We start from the raw sequence: 15337 nt of genomic DNA on the forward strand, positions 1-15337 counted from the left end.
TTTTTCAAAATCAGATTTCTGTCCCACTCCCCTTTATAAATTAAAATTGTGTCATTATATTTTGAGTTTGACGTGGTGGATGATGCATTTCATCTTCCATATCTGTTAAATACATAAAACCGACTAAACTTTCATTATCTTTCACGCCGAAAACGTTTCTTATTTGTGGTAAAAAGATATATTGAGGTGTCTTCCAACACGTACCTATTTGCGCTTCATGTAGTAAAAGCATTAAATTTTGAGCAAAGGCACCAAAAGCCAAATAATTTTCCAAATTTTCTTTTTGGCGTGGATCTTCTTGTACAATTAATGCCAACATACCACCTAAATTTGTCACAGCATTATAGTGATCTTGCTGTTTATCGGGTTGGTGATGAAAAGCAATACGCGATACTTGCTTACTCATTTCACCTAATCTATTTTTAGCGATATGCACAACACGCCATGGCTGTCTCATACCATGATTAGGCGCATACGTAGATTGTTCAATCGCTTGGTATAATGCTTGATCATCAATCACCATATCTCTTTTAAACATTTTAATACTTCTTCTATTCGCGATTGCATCTTGTAATTCCATGAAACAACGCCCTTTCGTATTGATAATTATTTTCAATTATAAAATACTATCAGGGAATTTTCAAACTAGTTATAAAAATCTAACTGTTGACGCAACGTTGCTACGTGAATTTGTCCAGGTGCTTTTGGAGTGTCTATACAGCCATATGAAATTGTTCCACCAAACACGCCTTGCGCAGTACGTGAAACAATCCCTATTTTACCCATAGCAATGCCTACAACACGTTCATTTACTGAATCTGCTGTTACAGACATAGCATTTAATAAATTAGTGACATCTTCTTTCCCTTTAGGCATTACTGCTACCTTCAAGTAATCTGGAGCCAACAAATGCATTTTATAATACAAATGCTTTAACTCATCTAATTGTGGGGTTTGATCAAAGTCATGATAGGACAATACTACTTCTTTATTATTATTTTGCGCTAGATTGATTACTGTTGTTAATTCCTCAGGATTTTGCTTTTTATCAAATTCAAGATCAATAACGTCAAATGTTTCTTGTGTTATTAATGTGGTTAAATATTCAAGATATTCTTTTGACGCTAACGTTCCTAAACCACCTTGGTTGGCCGTACGATATGTCACTAATATTTGTTTATTTAACGCTAAGTCTTTTAGCTGTTGTAATACTGCACGTACTGTTGTTGTTTCTATTTGTTGCCATTGATCTATACGTAATTCAATTATATCGAAGTCCGATTGATATCGTTTTAAGTCTTCAATTGTAGCTGGTAATAATTCATTTTCCGGAGCAATGGTTACCGCTATTTTCACTTGTGCCATTATTCACACCTCTATTTTAGTTATTCTATTTAGCATTTATTGTATCTTAATCAATTCCATGAAAACAATAACTTTAATGAATTACTATTTTATCATTTTGAAATTGATGATTAGTTTTTATATTAAAGGGTATGCAAATTATATGATTTAATTTAGGAGGTAATAAATATGGCAGTTAATTATGAAACAAAAGCAACGAATACAGGTGGACGTAATGGACATGTCCACACAGATGATAAAGCAATTGATGTAGCAGTCATTCCACCAGCTCAAGCTGATGCTGAAAAAGGTACAAATCCTGAACAGCTATTTGCTGCAGGTTATGCATCTTGTTTTAATGGTGCTTTTGATTTAATTTTAAAACAAAACAAAGTTAGAGATGCCGAACCAGAAGTTACCTTAACTGTACGTTTAGAAGATGATCCAGAGGCAGAAAGTCCTAAGCTAAGCGTTGACATTGATGCAAAAGTTAAAAATGTTTTATCTCAAGCTGATGCTGAAAAATATTTACAAGACGCACATGAGTTTTGTCCATATTCTAAAGCAACAAAAGGCAACATTGATGTTAACTTAAATGTTGAAGTTGCTGACTAATTCAATTGGTTTTACTAATAGTCGAGAGCATGAAGGCGAAGTATTTACTTTGCTTCTGCTCTCGACTTTTTTTGCTTGATAATAGCTAAAATATCCTTCCTCCAAAAGCAATATAATGATTACAACATTAAAATACAAAGTCTATTTATTTATACAATTTTTTCAATATAAATAAGTAGATAATTTTTTTATATTGAAAAATTATAATAAACACACTTATTTATTTTTTATATTTATTTATAAATAATATTGCCAACGCTTACACAATCATTTACTATTAATGTAATATCTTCAAAAAATTACGATTGTTCACAAAGTTTTATTAAAGGAGGAATTCAATGTTGCATACACGCATTTTATCTATTAACGATATTGATTTATATCAACAATTTTTATTGCAAGCTTTGCACAATAAGAGCAATGCATTTATTTGGGGCATTTATGATAATGAAATTGTTACAGCCCCCTATTTAAAAACAACGTTATCACCTCAAAATAAAACCTATATCGTATTTGGATTGTTTTCAAATCAATCTTTAATAGCAGTCAGTACAATGGCACACTTCCCAATACATGGTCTCGCACATAAAGCTTATTTGGAAAACATGTGCGTTACAGGTATTAATGCAGAAGAACGTAAAGAAAATGCCGCACTCCTCATAAACTATATTTTTAATACTTGTGAAGAAAAAAATATAGAGATAGTTATTGCTTCAGTTGCTTCTAATAATATTACAGCTAAGGTATTCTTTAGTGATTTAGACTTTGATGTGTTAGCAGTTGAACAACATGCACGTAAATATCATGACAAATATATCGATCAACATTGGCTCATATACTACTTAGATGGCACAATGTTATAAAAATATTTTTATGGTAAGTATAGACAGCACATGCCTTGTGGTTCATACTTTTTATTTTAATAATAAAAATGACTTGCAATACATAAAATAACAACATATTATTTTTATTACGTACTAAGTGGTAAATTAATATACTATAAATACCTAACATTCTGGGAGGTGGCATAATTTGAAATTCACAACAACTCTATTCTCTTTATTGTTGTCACTTATCACATTAACTATACCAATTATCATTTTAAGCACTATTTATGACAGCACAGCAATTGTAATTGCTGCCGGACTATTTTTAGTCGGGGTTTTACTATTTAATATTTACGCCCTATTACAAGGAGATCGTATTGCCAATATCTTTGCACTTATAGTGACTTGTATTGCTATAATTTTATCTGGGATTCCCGTAATTAAAACGTTCGTACTTAATTTTATTTAATCCTTACATAAACAATAGTTTTATTGACGACTTTAACATCAATAAAACTATTGTTTTTTTATATTGATTCATAATAAAATTTTATTATGAAATTTATGTATTTATTGTCTTTAATGAATTGAAAGCGCTATAATTATTTGAATAAGGGGGGGAATTTAATACTATGAATTTAGCATTATTAGGATTCATTATGATTATTGTCTTTATGGTATTAATAATGACAAGAAAAATGTCAGCATTAATAGCATTAATTATCGTGCCAACTGTTTTCGCTTTAATCGGTGGATTTTACGCCGGTTTAGGGAAATATATGTTAGAGGGGATAGAAACAGTTGCACCGACAGGAATTATGTTAACATTTGCAATTTTATACTTTGGTGTCATGATTGACGCTGGATTATTCGAACCGGTCATCAATCAAATTATAAAAATAGTTAAAGGAGACCCAGTCAAAATAGCAATTGGTACAGTTATACTAGCCTCACTAGTAGCATTAGATGGTGACGGTACAACTACATTCATCATTACAGTTACAGCGATGATGCCACTTTATAAAAAAATTGGCATGAGTTTATATGTTTTATCCACGCTAGCGTTACTGTCAATTGGTGTAATGAACATGTTACCTTGGGGTGGTCCAACTGCACGTGCAATTTCCGCATTACATTTAAGTACTGAAGACGTCTTTATTCCTATTATGCCAGCTATGGCAGCGGGTATTCTTTTTGCTTTTGTAGTAGCTTATATTTTAGGTAAACGATCAAAAAGACATATTACTACTGCAACTGTTATAGATATAGAAGATGTTAAAAAAGAAGAAACTAAAGAAGAAAGTTTACTTAAACGACCTAAAATGCTTATACCTAATGCCTTTTTAACAGTGTCATTAATCGTTTGTTTAGTAATGGAATTACTACCTATACCAGCACTTTTCATGGTCTGGTTTGGTGTTGCAATTTTAATTAACTATCCTAACTTAAGCATTCAAAATTCTGTAGTGAAAAAACACGCGGGTGACGTATTAGCTGTTATTAGTTTAGTATTTGCTTCTGGTATTTTTACAGGTATCATGGATGGAACTAAAATGGTAGATGAAATGGCAACTGCCTTAGTACATATTATTCCAGATGCAATGGGTAATCATTTCGCATTGATAACTGCAATTTTAAGTGGTCCATTTACTTACTTTATGGCTAATGATCCATTCTATTATGGTATTTTGCCAATTCTTGCAGAATCAGCAGAACAATTCGGTATTTCAAAAGTAGCAATGGCCAGAGCATCTGTTTTAGGTCAGCCATTACACGTTTTAAGTCCATTATATGCAGCTGGTTATTTACTAGTTGGTATGTTAGACATAGAATATGGAACTAACCAACGTATTGTTATTAAGTGGGCAATTGGCTCTAGCCTCTTCATGATTTTAATAGCTTGTCTATTCGGAATTATACCTTGGTAACAACGTTTGATTTTTAAAAACAAAAATATGACGTAGTATCGACATGATATTACGTCATATTTTTATGCATATAAACAATAATTTGTGGCTACTATCACACATATTTATCTTGTATAATTTCAACAAATTGAGCAAAATTTCGTTTTATACTCTTACATTGTGGGTAAAACTTAACGTCGGATTTACAATATTAAGGAGTGTTTGGAAATGAATCAACTTAATGGATGTAATTATGTTAATCCTTCACAACTTTCACTTGATTGGGAATGTTTTATTGTAAGTGAAAGCGAAATGCAATTGGATGGATTACCACATGAACTAATACAAACGTGGTTGGCTCAAGATATTATTGAACCTTTTTCAATTAGAAATAATGAAATTAATTTCAAAACTAAAGATATTTTGGATGCATTAAAAACACAGAATTGGTATTACACAAGTTAGAATAATCACTTATAATTTAAGCGATATAAACTTAATGCTCTGTTTGCAGACTCTAACATCTCATGATCAATGTAGTGATTATGGAAGTAAGTACGTAAAGTCGCATGGCACGTTTCATTTTTAGGAAAGTCTTTGTCACGTCGTACATTATTGGCTAGACTACCTAATGGTGTATCATCTTCAATAAAACTAATAACAAAATCATAAAATGTCATAAGCATCAACCTCGACTTTATATATTTTAATAGCGCTTTCATTATGTGTGTAATGCCTTTTTTTTAATCATATCAAATTTCAAAGTTTTGTCTACACGTCACTTTGATTTATACAACGTCTATATAGCTTGGAATTCAAGCTATGTCAATGTTTAACAACAAATGTTAAATTTTTATAATTTTTTTAACTTTTTGTAAATAAAAAAGGTGACAAACTTTTAAAATTCCTAAGTTTGCCATCTTTTTTATTTATAATATTTAATTTATACTAAAATATTGCCATGCTGGTCAGCAGGTTTGAAAATTGCTAAAATGCCGCCAATAATTGCTATAATTTGAGGAATCCCTGTCCAACAAAACACAATATATAATAGCCCCATACCCGTTTTACGAGCATAAAATTTATGAACACCAAAACCGCCTAAAAATAAGGCTAAAACAATATAAATCACTTTGTTAACTTCATTCATTATTTCGTTTCCTCCTTTTTAAAGATTATTTTAATCCAGCAAACTTTTGATCAAAAAAGCGTAATTCTAATTTTAAAAGTGCCGTATATTGATCTGTCATAATCTTGTCACTCAACTCTATTGCTTTAGATACAATATAGTGACATAGTTCATAATCATCTTCGGGTTTATTAAAATAATCTTTTACATATTCAATCAATTTAGTTTCTTCAATCAATACTAACGCACGACCATAAGTCGTATCAATTTTTCCTCGTTGAAAAATTGGTTCCAAATAATCTTTTAATTGCTTTACTGAATCAAATCTATCAAATGCACTACTAATATTGCTGTTTACTTTACCTGCAATTTCATTCAAACGCTCCGCTTCACGTGATTTGCTAGGTGACAGTGATTCTCTAATTTTTGTTTTTTGGTCTACAATACGTCGTTCTATGTCTTGTAACGCCTCATCAGATATATTAGAATTTGGTGATTCAAGCTGCTCAATATCATGTTCGATGGCAGATATTGTATTATGCATAGACATTCCCCCATTCACCGCTTCTTATATTATTCACCTTTATTAGTAAATTAAAACGTAGACAAGAGTTAATCGTAAAAATATCTATTGCTCTTACTAAATAAATGCTAAAATCAATATAATACAATTATCATCATTCTTATAATTAACAATTATTTAAAGTTTAAGGAAAATTAAGGGGGGGGGTGACACTCTTGAATTTACATTTCGCAATAGTATTTTGGTTATCTTGTATATTTTTATTATCCGGCATTCTTTCTTTATTTCTTTATAAAAAAAAGAAAGCATATCAAGAATCATTATTAGGTTTAACTGTCATGCTAATCTTTTTAGGGATTGCAGGCATCTTAGTCAGTGTTGTTTTAACTATATTTTAAAGCATTAGTAAGTAACTATAACAATGTAAAGACACTAACAACAACTTAGTCAGTAAGTGTCTTTACACAATCAATATAACGTTTTAGCGATATTGTAAGTACTAGTGTAAATAGAACTATTAATCAGTAAGAAAGTGATAAATTACTAACATTATAAATGCTAATATAAAATGATAACAAAAACGTTTAACCGCACTTCGCTTTTCTGTTTTTCTATCAGCTGAAGATTGATTTTTATGTTCATATAACTGTGTATTAACAAATAAAAATGGTAACGTAGCCAAAATGGCAAACACCAAACTTAAAACAAATATAATTACCAAATTCATGATTTCATCCTTTCAATGCAATCTATAGTTTAATAGTGTTATTCCCTTTTTGAATATTTTAATACCTACCATGTTCTAAATATCTACTTTTCAGTCACTAGCACTTTTACACTACACACTTCTATATTATTATGTTTTATACTGATGATAATTCACTAAAAAATGAAAGGTTGTACCTAAATGTATTTACAAAATTATCCTTTATGGCAAGTGATCAATAATAGTAACAAGCACTTTATGGTTCAAGAAGATAAAACTTCTTTATCTATTGTTAGCCCTATAAATGAGTATGCATTTGGTATATTAAATCAATTGCATTTCACAACAGAAAATAACGAGATTCAACAAATAACACTCGAAAATAATAGTACAGAATTACATATCTCATATGATTTGGCACAACGTACGATCACCATTAATGATGCATAATGCCAATAATAAGTTGTGCATCATTCAATTACGCATCCTAACTGTTGTCTAATTTTAAATTTCGTACAATTAAGCATTGTTTTTTATAATATAGGGACTGCAACACAAAAATGTATAACTTCCACATATACTATAAGTACATTGTTACACAAAGGAGGTTGTACAAATGAATTGGGCAGAAATTGTTAATGGTGTTATCCAAGTTGTGAAAGCTATTGTAGATGCATTTGCATAATTAATCTAAGTATTAACATTGGTGAAGTAAGCTTAAATTGCTTACTTCACCTTTTTTATTTCTTTGACATTTAACTTGAGTGAAACGGGTACAGTTAACTAACGAATAAAATCCAGTTATAACTATATTAGGGACGTGAAAACAATGAAATATTTAAAACATATTCTACTAATTGTCACTGGTCTCATCGTAGTACGCGCACTGTTGTTAAATGTAAACGAACAAAATGAAGGGAAAATCGAAAATAAAGTCAATATTGAAGCCAAAAAATAGAACTATTTTAGCCTCCTAATCAATCTATATTTACTTTGGAACGGTTTAAGCGCATAGCACATTAATTGTGCTATGCACTTCTTTGTATGATACGATTAATTTAAGTAAATTGAGGAGCAGAAAAGTTATGCACCACATTAAAGATTCACTAGAAAACAACCAAATTTATATTTATTTTATTTCTATTATTATCGCAATTATTTTAGGTTTAAGCTCTGTCGAAATTGGCCAGCTATTGGAGTCATGGATTACGTTATTGCTCGCCATTTTAATGTTTTCTATGTTTACACAAATTCCTTTTACAAAATTAAAGCAAGCGTTAAACCATACAAAATTCATTGGCGTGTTACTACTTACTAATTTTGTAGCAATTCCAATTCTAGTTTTCATCTTAATCCAGCTATTTCAAATAGAAACTAAACCACTAGAGCTAGGTATTTATTTAGTATTGCTTACACCTTGTATTGATTATGTCATTGTATTTACTCATCTTGGTAAGGGAGATGCTTCACTCATAACTATAGCAACGCCGATATTATTAATTGTTCAAATGTTATTACTGCCTATATACTTAACACTGATGTTAGATTACCCCTTGCAAGAGCTAATCGTATTTGAACCTTTTGTCACATCTTTCGTAGTCATCATAGTGGTACCGTTATGCTTAGCGATATTATTACAATATTTTAGTAAGTGGCAACCGTTAATACTTCGTACGCAACAACTAACATCATGGCTTCCAGTACCTATGATGTCATTGGTTTTAATTGCAGTTATCAGCTCTCAAATCAATAAAGTTTTAGCTTCCGCAGAAATAGTATTCACAGTAATTCCGATTTACGTCTGTTTTTTATTATGCGCACCTATTTTAGCACTATTGACTGGAAAACTTTTTGGCTTATCTATTATTGAACAACGTACTTTGACATTTAGTACGAGTACCCGAAATTCACTTGTAGTATTACCGCTTGCCTTAGCATTACCGAGTGAAATAGCGCTCATTACCTCAACGGTTATCATTACCCAGACGATAATTGAACTTATTGGCGAATTAGTTTATATTCGAGTGTTCCCTAAAGTGATTAACTAACGTCATTATAGATCATTAAAATAAGCGTGGCATATAGCTTTAATGTTATATACCACGCTTATGTCATTTAAAATTTGCATTGAAAACATGCTTTGTTAATGTTGTATACCTTTGTCACTTACTAAGATAGCACAGCGCAGTATTAGTTATAATTGACATAATAACCACGCCATATTATAGCTTTAATTCCATATCGTAGTGTGGTATACCATCTTCTAAATATTCTTCTGAAACGATTTGAAAACCAAACGAAGTATAAAATGCTTTCAAATAAGTTTGCCCCGCTATTTTAATTATTTCTTGTGGATACCTTATATTAATTTCATTGATTGTTTGGCTGACGATTTGTCGACCAATATCTTGTCCTCGATATTGTTGGTTTACCAAAACACGGCCAAAATGTACAGCGTCATCTTGTTTATATATTCGTGTATATGCAACAATTGTTTCCCCATTTTTATAAAAAACATGTAGTGCTTGTTTATCAATACTATCTACTTCTTGATAACTGCATTGTTGTTCGACTACAAAAACATTAATTCGTTCACATATAATATTAAATAGTACATCTTTTGATAACATCTCATATGATTTTACATGCAATTCCATCATTATTCCCCTATCTCGTTAATTTAACATGCGGTAACTTAATATAAGTTTAGCAGTTTTCCATGTTTGATTTCATTGTTTTAGCAAAATCTTGTTCATTATTATCACTAGTCTATCCCAACTGTACAATGACATTATCTTTGTCTTGCTGTAATTACGTTGGCTAAGATTATATGCAGCAAATAAGTGCGTAATTTGAATGGTAAATTTTGACCGTATTGCATCATTTGAGCGTGTGCCCTCATATTTATCTAATAATCGGATTAAATCATCAATCAATGCTGTTTCACTTAGAAAATGACTAATAACAGAATAGAACAATCCTCGCAATTTTATTTTGCGAGGATTGTTCTATTCTGTTATTAACTTAAATTTAAAATGTACTATTTATTATATTTTTCATATTCAACATACAAATGTAGCATTAGTGTTGACCATGTAACATCCATTTCACATTGTATTTGTCAGTAAAAACAGCCATTTTACCACCCCAAAATTGTTCTGCTAATGGCATGGCTACCTCAATAGATTCATGTTGACTTACACGTTCATATAAGGCTTCTACTTCTCTCGTATCCGCTTCATTATTAAGATCATAATCAATTAATAAAGCAATACTATCATTAATCTTTGAATTCCCTCCAAACGCATCTGAAGCTAAGACAGTAGTACCAGCAATTTTAAATTCAGCATGCATAGTTGCATTTTCTGCTTCTGTTTCTGCAAGACCAAAATTGCTCGCTTGATTAGCATCTACAGGTAGACGTTGGATATCTGTAGCACCAAAAACTGCTTCGTAATATGCTAAGGCTTCTTTAGTGTTATCAAATGTTAAATACGGTATTAATGAACTCATATTAATGTCCTCCAGAGCTATAGAATTAAATTTTTATCAACTTAAATACATAATATGTTGCTATTAAGGATGATGTAATTTTCTTGTTTTATGGTCATCCTGTTAAATAACTTACCCAGCTCATAACACAAAAAAACACTTATCCGGAGATAAGTGTTTTAAAAGCTATTAAATTATAATTTAATAACGTTAGCAGCTTGGTCGCCTCTGTCGCCATTAACGATTTCAAATTCTACTGCTTGTCCTTCTTCTAATGATTTGTAACCTTCTTCAGAAATAGCTGAGAAATGTACGAATACATCGTTACCATCTTCTCTTTCGATGAAGCCAAATCCTTTTTCTGCGTTAAACCATTTTACTGTACCTTTATTCATAAAAAATACCTCCTTGTGCTTTTGCACAAAATATTTGTAATCGTTCAATAACACATAGGAGTAAAATTCTTACGAATAAAACTACATACATATATAACGAACTCGAATTACTTATCTTTAGTATACAGTATTTGTAGGACATGTCAAACAACTGTTTACCTTTTCGAAAAATTAACTAAATTTTTTCAATAACACATCAAATATTTTAGTTGGTAAAACAGCATGTAAAAAAACTAATGGTTTTGCTGCAAATCCAACTAGATAATGCGCTTTGCTTTTTTTACTTTCAATTGACTTCACTATATACTTTGCAATAACTGCCGGATCAGACATCATATCTTTCTCATATCGTTTTCGTAAACCTTGAGCAATTTTTGTCGCAGTCACTTCATAAGCGCCACCACGTGCTGAACGCTCTAAATTATCTGCAGAGATGAGTGCCCAATCTGTTTTAACAGAACCTGGTTCTATAAGTACAACGTCTATTCCAAAATCAGAAACTTCTAACCGTAAACTACCACTAAATCCTTCTAAAGCATACTTTGTAGCACTATACCAACCACCTAAATAAGCTGGAATCTTTCCGGACATTGAAGAAATATTGATAATCTTTCCGTAACGTTGTTGGCGCATATATGGTAGTACTAATTTAATCAGCTTAGCAACAGCAAATAGATTCACTTCAAATTGTCTTTTTGCTTCCTCTTCCTCTACATCTTCAATTGCTCCAAACGAACCATACCCTGCGTTATTAATTAACACATCTATACGATGTTCTTTTTCAATTAATGTATCAATCGTATTGTGTATCGAGTCATTATTTGTAACATCTAATTTAATTGGTGTGACACCGAATTTTTCTAATACTTTCATCGCTTCGACACGACGCGCAGCACCATAAACTTTATACCCCTTTTGCGCAAGTAATTTGGCAGTTTCAAATCCTATACCACTACTTGCACCAGTTATTAATACTACTTTCATTTTATAATCATCCTTTATAGTTGTTACATCCCATTTTAATAACTTAATAATAAATCTTTCATGGATGCATTATAGCATTTGCATATAATTCAGTCGCATTATAACCCTACTGTAAAATAATTTTAATATTATGTTATAACTCACCCAAGTTATATTCTTTGTGCCACTAATTTTTAAGCTTCCTTTATTACAGTATTGTAAAGATCATTACAGCAATACAAAATTACAAAATCTACTAGCAACATCAATAAATATACGGTACAATACAATTACTATTTTAATTATTAATAAAAATAGCTGTTTTTTATAGAGAATTATTCTGAATTATGTTTATGTTACTTTCACAGTGGAATAATAGTACTTACGATACATATTTATATCGCTTACATAAATCATTAAAATAATTGTTCGATATCTAGCTCAAATGTATAATACAAATTATAAAATAATAAATTATCCAAAAGTTATATTGTAAATAACACTCTATAACAAGTCATTACTAAATTGTCTTATATATTAATAAAACCTCACATTGATATAGAGCTAAAAGCTTTTGTATAAGTTATTGTTAAAAACAAAGGTGGAAAATTATGAAAAAGTACGTATTAATTGGTATTGTCTCAATATTAAGTTTTTTAGGATTTCGCTTTTTAGTTGCTAATCCATCAACAGAATTTGACGAATTTGAAGGAGTAGATCACGAAGAGGCAGATGAAGATCGCTCAGATGATCAATTTTAGTGTAATAAATCACGTATCATTTTAACTGGTGTAACTCGTTGTACGAAAGTGTTACACCAGTTTTTGTTCGTACCATAATAGGTCTAACAACATAAAAAAGCCACAGTTAAGTGGCGCTGCAAATTGAATCATAAATTATTATTATTACTCTATAGGTGTTGTTAATCACATACCACCTATTGTTCTATATCAAACCATTACATGAATAACATTAAATATAAAAAAGAGAAAAAGCATGTATTCGTAACTGCACTGTTGATTTACGGATACATGCTTTGTTATTTATTACGTTTAATTTGCTTGTTGATCATCTTCAGCTAATTCTAGCGTCATAGACGTAGGATTGTTGAAAAAGCCAATTTTTGAATATAAATGCGCACCATCACTTGATGCTTTTAAGTTCACTACGTTAACATCTAACATCTTACATTGCTTTATTAATTGGTCGATAACTTGCTTTCCTAGTCCTAAACCTCTATATGCTTGTTTCGTATATACATTTGTTATATAACCTTCTTGACCAGTGTAATTATCATATGCTGGTGGAATTTGTTGAATAACCACAGCGCCTGTAGATACAATTTCTCCATTATCTATTAAAAATATTTGATATATATGTTCCTTCTCAAACACTTCTTCGAAATATTGTTTCATATTATCATCAATATTGACCGTTGGTAACATACCTTGATCTAATAATTGAGCTTTTCTTAATTCAATAATTGTTTCTATATCATTTTTATTTGCGATTCTCATCTCCATTTTTAAATTGCTCCTTTTTTAAAGAAATATCAGCACATAAATTTACTATAAAAAGTAGCAATTATCAACTGTTTAACACAAAAAAAAGACGACATTTTCGTCGTCTTTTTCACAGCTTAAATTAAATCGTTTTCAAATATTCTTGACCTTCTTTTTTATCGTAAACGCCTTCAGTCTTAGCAATATAGATAGACGCTACAGAGTTACCTAATACATTTACACAAGTACGTAACATTTCTAAAATACGGTCTACGCCAATAATTAGTGCAAGGCCTTGAGGATTTAATCCTACTGAACCCAATGTTGTTAATAATACAACGATTGAAGCTCCAGGCACACCTGCCATACCTTTTGAAGTTAACATTAACGTAACCATTAAAATAATTTGTTCTGGTATGCTTAAATCTACACCATATAATTGCGCTACGAATAGAGCTGCAATTGATTGATACATAGCAGCACCATCTAGGTTAAAGGAATAACCTGTAGGCAATACAAATGATGCGATATCTCTTGGCACACCGAAACGTTCCATTTTTCTCATAACTGTAGGTAGTACAGCTTCAGAACTTGCAGTTGAAAATGCTAACATTAAATCATTTTTCAATAATTTAATAATTTGTGTGATTTTAACACCACAAATTCTAGACACAATGCCTAATACTACAAATATAAAGAAGAACATAGCTACTACTACAGTTAGGCATAATTTGAATAAAGGAATTAGCGCTGATAAGCCAAATGTAATGATTGTTGTTGTAATAAATGCAAATACAGCTAATGGCGCTAATAATAATACTTTACCAATCATCCAGAATACTGCCTCTAATACACCGCCTAAAAAGTCTTTTACAGGAGCTGCTTTTTCGCCAATTGCAGCTAAAGCAAGACCAAAGAATACTGAGAAGAAAATTATAGGTAATAACTCTCCTGTTGCAAGCGCATCAAAAATATTCGTAGGTATAATGTTTACAATTGTATCGATTAGATGGTTTCCATATGTAGTTTCTTCTGCACCTTTCGCAGTTTCTTCATATTTAGAAATATCACCTTTAGGTAACAAATCTGGATTTAGTCCTGTACCAGGTTTAAATAAATTACCAAACACAAGTCCCATAAATATAGCAAAACTTGTCATAATAACAAAATATAGTAAAGTCTTTCCACCATAACGTCCAATCGTTTTTGTATCACCAACATTAGAAATAGATAATGCTAATGAACAAAATACAATCGGCACAACGATCATTTTAATTAAATTTATAAATACATCTCCGATAGGTTGTATGTAATTAATTACGTCCTTATTTCCATGTAATATACTGCCAAGAATAACCCCAAGTACCAAAGCAATAACTATTTGCATTGGTAAACTTATTTTCTTAAATAGTCGCACTATTTAACCCCCTTTTTCTTGCTTACAAATAACAAACAAAATGAAAAAACCAAAAGATGCAATAAATATACATCCCTCAGTTTTTAACATCAATTAAATTTATCATAATAAATACATTTTTGGCAATTCTGAATTGATTACAACTATGTTAAATTTTGACATTTTAGTGTCTGTTAAAAATATCTATTGATTTTTTTACATATTTATACTAATAAAAACATTACTTATTTTATATTGAAAGCTAAGCATTTTTACCCGCTAATAAATACGTACAAAATTATGTATTGAAGTTCTTAGCCATACATGAAAATCATCATAAAAACGCCACTCTAAATATAAGAATGGCGTCTGCACAAAATCAAAAAATTATTGTCTATTTAGTTGCTATGTATCAACTAAATATAACTGTATAATATCATAAAATTCAGAATAGTAAAATAAAAACACTAATTTACATTATTTTTAATTAATTCAAACTATAATTTTCTATTTAAAATGAATTATATGTAAGTCAACA

General features: G+C 30.6%; 22 protein-coding genes. 10 read left to right on the forward strand and 12 right to left on the reverse strand.

What is annotated here, in order from left to right; translation table 11 throughout:
- Nucleotides 1-40 precede the first annotated feature (40 nt).
- The gene (locus KA845_RS03695; RefSeq protein WP_002510426.1) at nucleotides 41-580 is read right to left on the reverse strand and encodes a nitroreductase family protein; all 540 of its coding nucleotides are present in this window, start codon (nucleotides 578-580) and stop codon (nucleotides 41-43) included.
- Nucleotides 581-645: 65 nt separating this feature from the next.
- Nucleotides 646-1365, reverse strand: coding sequence for a type I 3-dehydroquinate dehydratase (gene aroD, locus KA845_RS03700; RefSeq protein WP_002510425.1), 720 nt, complete (start codon nucleotides 1363-1365; stop codon nucleotides 646-648).
- Nucleotides 1366-1533: 168 nt separating this feature from the next.
- Between aroD and KA845_RS03705 the strand changes: the two genes are divergently transcribed.
- The 5 genes from KA845_RS03705 (at nucleotide 1534) to KA845_RS03725 (ending at nucleotide 5158) form a co-directional block, all read left to right on the forward strand.
- Complete coding sequence (locus tag KA845_RS03705; RefSeq protein ID WP_002510424.1) at nucleotides 1534-1959, forward strand: organic hydroperoxide resistance protein; 426 nt, start codon at nucleotides 1534-1536, stop codon at nucleotides 1957-1959.
- Between the two features lie 338 nt (nucleotides 1960-2297).
- The gene (locus KA845_RS03710; RefSeq protein WP_002510423.1) at nucleotides 2298-2822 is read left to right on the forward strand and encodes a GNAT family N-acetyltransferase; all 525 of its coding nucleotides are present in this window, start codon (nucleotides 2298-2300) and stop codon (nucleotides 2820-2822) included.
- A gap of 169 nt (nucleotides 2823-2991) precedes the next feature.
- Entirely contained in the window at nucleotides 2992-3255 is a 264-nt protein-coding gene (locus KA845_RS03715; protein ID WP_002510422.1) for a hypothetical protein, read from the forward strand.
- Nucleotides 3256-3418: 163 nt separating this feature from the next.
- Nucleotides 3419-4714 carry a CitMHS family transporter gene (locus KA845_RS03720; RefSeq protein WP_021459108.1) on the forward strand — a complete coding sequence of 432 codons (1296 nt, stop codon included), beginning with the start codon at nucleotides 3419-3421 and terminating at the stop codon, nucleotides 4712-4714.
- 207 nt (nucleotides 4715-4921) lie between these two features.
- Nucleotides 4922-5158, forward strand: coding sequence for a hypothetical protein (locus KA845_RS03725; protein ID WP_021459109.1), 237 nt, complete (start codon nucleotides 4922-4924; stop codon nucleotides 5156-5158).
- A gap of 5 nt (nucleotides 5159-5163) precedes the next feature.
- Here the strand turns inward: KA845_RS03725 and KA845_RS03730 are convergent, their stop codons facing one another.
- The 3 genes from KA845_RS03730 to KA845_RS03740 all read right to left on the reverse strand — a co-directional run bounded on the left by KA845_RS03730 (nucleotide 5164) and on the right by KA845_RS03740 (nucleotide 6366).
- Complete coding sequence (locus tag KA845_RS03730) at nucleotides 5164-5373, reverse strand: YozE family protein (RefSeq protein WP_002510419.1); 210 nt, start codon at nucleotides 5371-5373, stop codon at nucleotides 5164-5166.
- A 263-nt stretch (nucleotides 5374-5636) separates the two neighbouring features.
- Nucleotides 5637-5843, reverse strand: coding sequence for a TM2 domain-containing protein (locus tag KA845_RS03735; protein WP_210127793.1), 207 nt, complete (start codon nucleotides 5841-5843; stop codon nucleotides 5637-5639).
- A gap of 25 nt (nucleotides 5844-5868) precedes the next feature.
- Entirely contained in the window at nucleotides 5869-6366 is a 498-nt protein-coding gene (locus tag KA845_RS03740) for a hypothetical protein (protein ID WP_002510417.1), read from the reverse strand.
- Nucleotides 6367-6551: 185 nt separating this feature from the next.
- On the opposite strand from KA845_RS03740, the gene tsaT reads away from it, so the two are divergent.
- Entirely contained in the window at nucleotides 6552-6743 is a 192-nt protein-coding gene (gene tsaT / locus KA845_RS03745; protein ID WP_369946162.1) for a type II toxin-antitoxin system toxin TsaT, read from the forward strand.
- Nucleotides 6744-6862: 119 nt separating this feature from the next.
- On the opposite strand, the gene KA845_RS03750 is transcribed toward tsaT, so the two are convergent.
- The gene (locus tag KA845_RS03750) at nucleotides 6863-7072 is read right to left on the reverse strand and encodes a hypothetical protein (protein ID WP_002510415.1); all 210 of its coding nucleotides are present in this window, start codon (nucleotides 7070-7072) and stop codon (nucleotides 6863-6865) included.
- Nucleotides 7073-7252: 180 nt separating this feature from the next.
- On the opposite strand from KA845_RS03750, the gene KA845_RS03755 reads away from it, so the two are divergent.
- The 3 genes from KA845_RS03755 to KA845_RS03760 all read left to right on the forward strand — a co-directional run bounded on the left by KA845_RS03755 (nucleotide 7253) and on the right by KA845_RS03760 (nucleotide 9099).
- Nucleotides 7253-7501 carry a hypothetical protein gene (locus KA845_RS03755; RefSeq protein WP_021459110.1) on the forward strand — a complete coding sequence of 83 codons (249 nt, stop codon included), beginning with the start codon at nucleotides 7253-7255 and terminating at the stop codon, nucleotides 7499-7501.
- A gap of 379 nt (nucleotides 7502-7880) precedes the next feature.
- The gene (locus KA845_RS13080) at nucleotides 7881-8009 is read left to right on the forward strand and encodes a hypothetical protein (protein WP_021459111.1); all 129 of its coding nucleotides are present in this window, start codon (nucleotides 7881-7883) and stop codon (nucleotides 8007-8009) included.
- Nucleotides 8010-8136: 127 nt separating this feature from the next.
- A complete protein-coding gene (locus KA845_RS03760; RefSeq protein WP_002510413.1) occupies nucleotides 8137-9099 on the forward strand; it encodes an arsenic resistance protein in 963 nt (320 codons plus the stop codon).
- Nucleotides 9100-9273: 174 nt separating this feature from the next.
- Here KA845_RS03760 and KA845_RS03765 read toward each other — a convergent pair whose 3' ends face one another.
- From KA845_RS03765 to KA845_RS03780, 4 genes are all read right to left on the reverse strand, one after another.
- Complete coding sequence (locus KA845_RS03765; protein WP_002510412.1) at nucleotides 9274-9708, reverse strand: GNAT family N-acetyltransferase; 435 nt, start codon at nucleotides 9706-9708, stop codon at nucleotides 9274-9276.
- A 424-nt stretch (nucleotides 9709-10132) separates the two neighbouring features.
- Nucleotides 10133-10564 (reverse strand): VOC family protein, encoded by a 432-nt coding sequence (locus KA845_RS03770; RefSeq protein WP_002510411.1) that lies wholly within the window; start codon nucleotides 10562-10564, stop codon nucleotides 10133-10135.
- Between the two features lie 173 nt (nucleotides 10565-10737).
- On the reverse strand, nucleotides 10738-10938 hold the full coding sequence (locus KA845_RS03775) for a cold-shock protein (protein ID WP_002510410.1): 201 nt from the start codon (nucleotides 10936-10938) through the stop codon (nucleotides 10738-10740).
- Nucleotides 10939-11109: 171 nt separating this feature from the next.
- Entirely contained in the window at nucleotides 11110-11922 is an 813-nt protein-coding gene (locus KA845_RS03780) for an oxidoreductase (protein ID WP_002510409.1), read from the reverse strand.
- A gap of 590 nt (nucleotides 11923-12512) precedes the next feature.
- Between KA845_RS03780 and KA845_RS03785 the strand changes: the two genes are divergently transcribed.
- Nucleotides 12513-12662: a hypothetical protein gene (locus tag KA845_RS03785; RefSeq protein WP_021459112.1), complete on the forward strand. Its 150-nt coding sequence runs from the start codon at nucleotides 12513-12515 to the stop codon at nucleotides 12660-12662.
- 291 nt (nucleotides 12663-12953) lie between these two features.
- Here KA845_RS03785 and KA845_RS03790 read toward each other — a convergent pair whose 3' ends face one another.
- Nucleotides 12954-13424 carry a GNAT family N-acetyltransferase gene (locus tag KA845_RS03790; RefSeq protein WP_002510408.1) on the reverse strand — a complete coding sequence of 157 codons (471 nt, stop codon included), beginning with the start codon at nucleotides 13422-13424 and terminating at the stop codon, nucleotides 12954-12956.
- A 121-nt stretch (nucleotides 13425-13545) separates the two neighbouring features.
- Nucleotides 13546-14820 (reverse strand): cation:dicarboxylate symporter family transporter, encoded by a 1275-nt coding sequence (locus KA845_RS03795; protein WP_002510407.1) that lies wholly within the window; start codon nucleotides 14818-14820, stop codon nucleotides 13546-13548.
- Between the last annotated feature and the right edge of the window lie 517 nt (nucleotides 14821-15337).

Origin of the sequence: Staphylococcus sp. GDX8P114P-2, assembly GCF_017892945.1 — a bacterium.
GTDB classification, from domain to species: Bacteria; Bacillota; Bacilli; order Staphylococcales; family Staphylococcaceae; genus Staphylococcus; species Staphylococcus arlettae.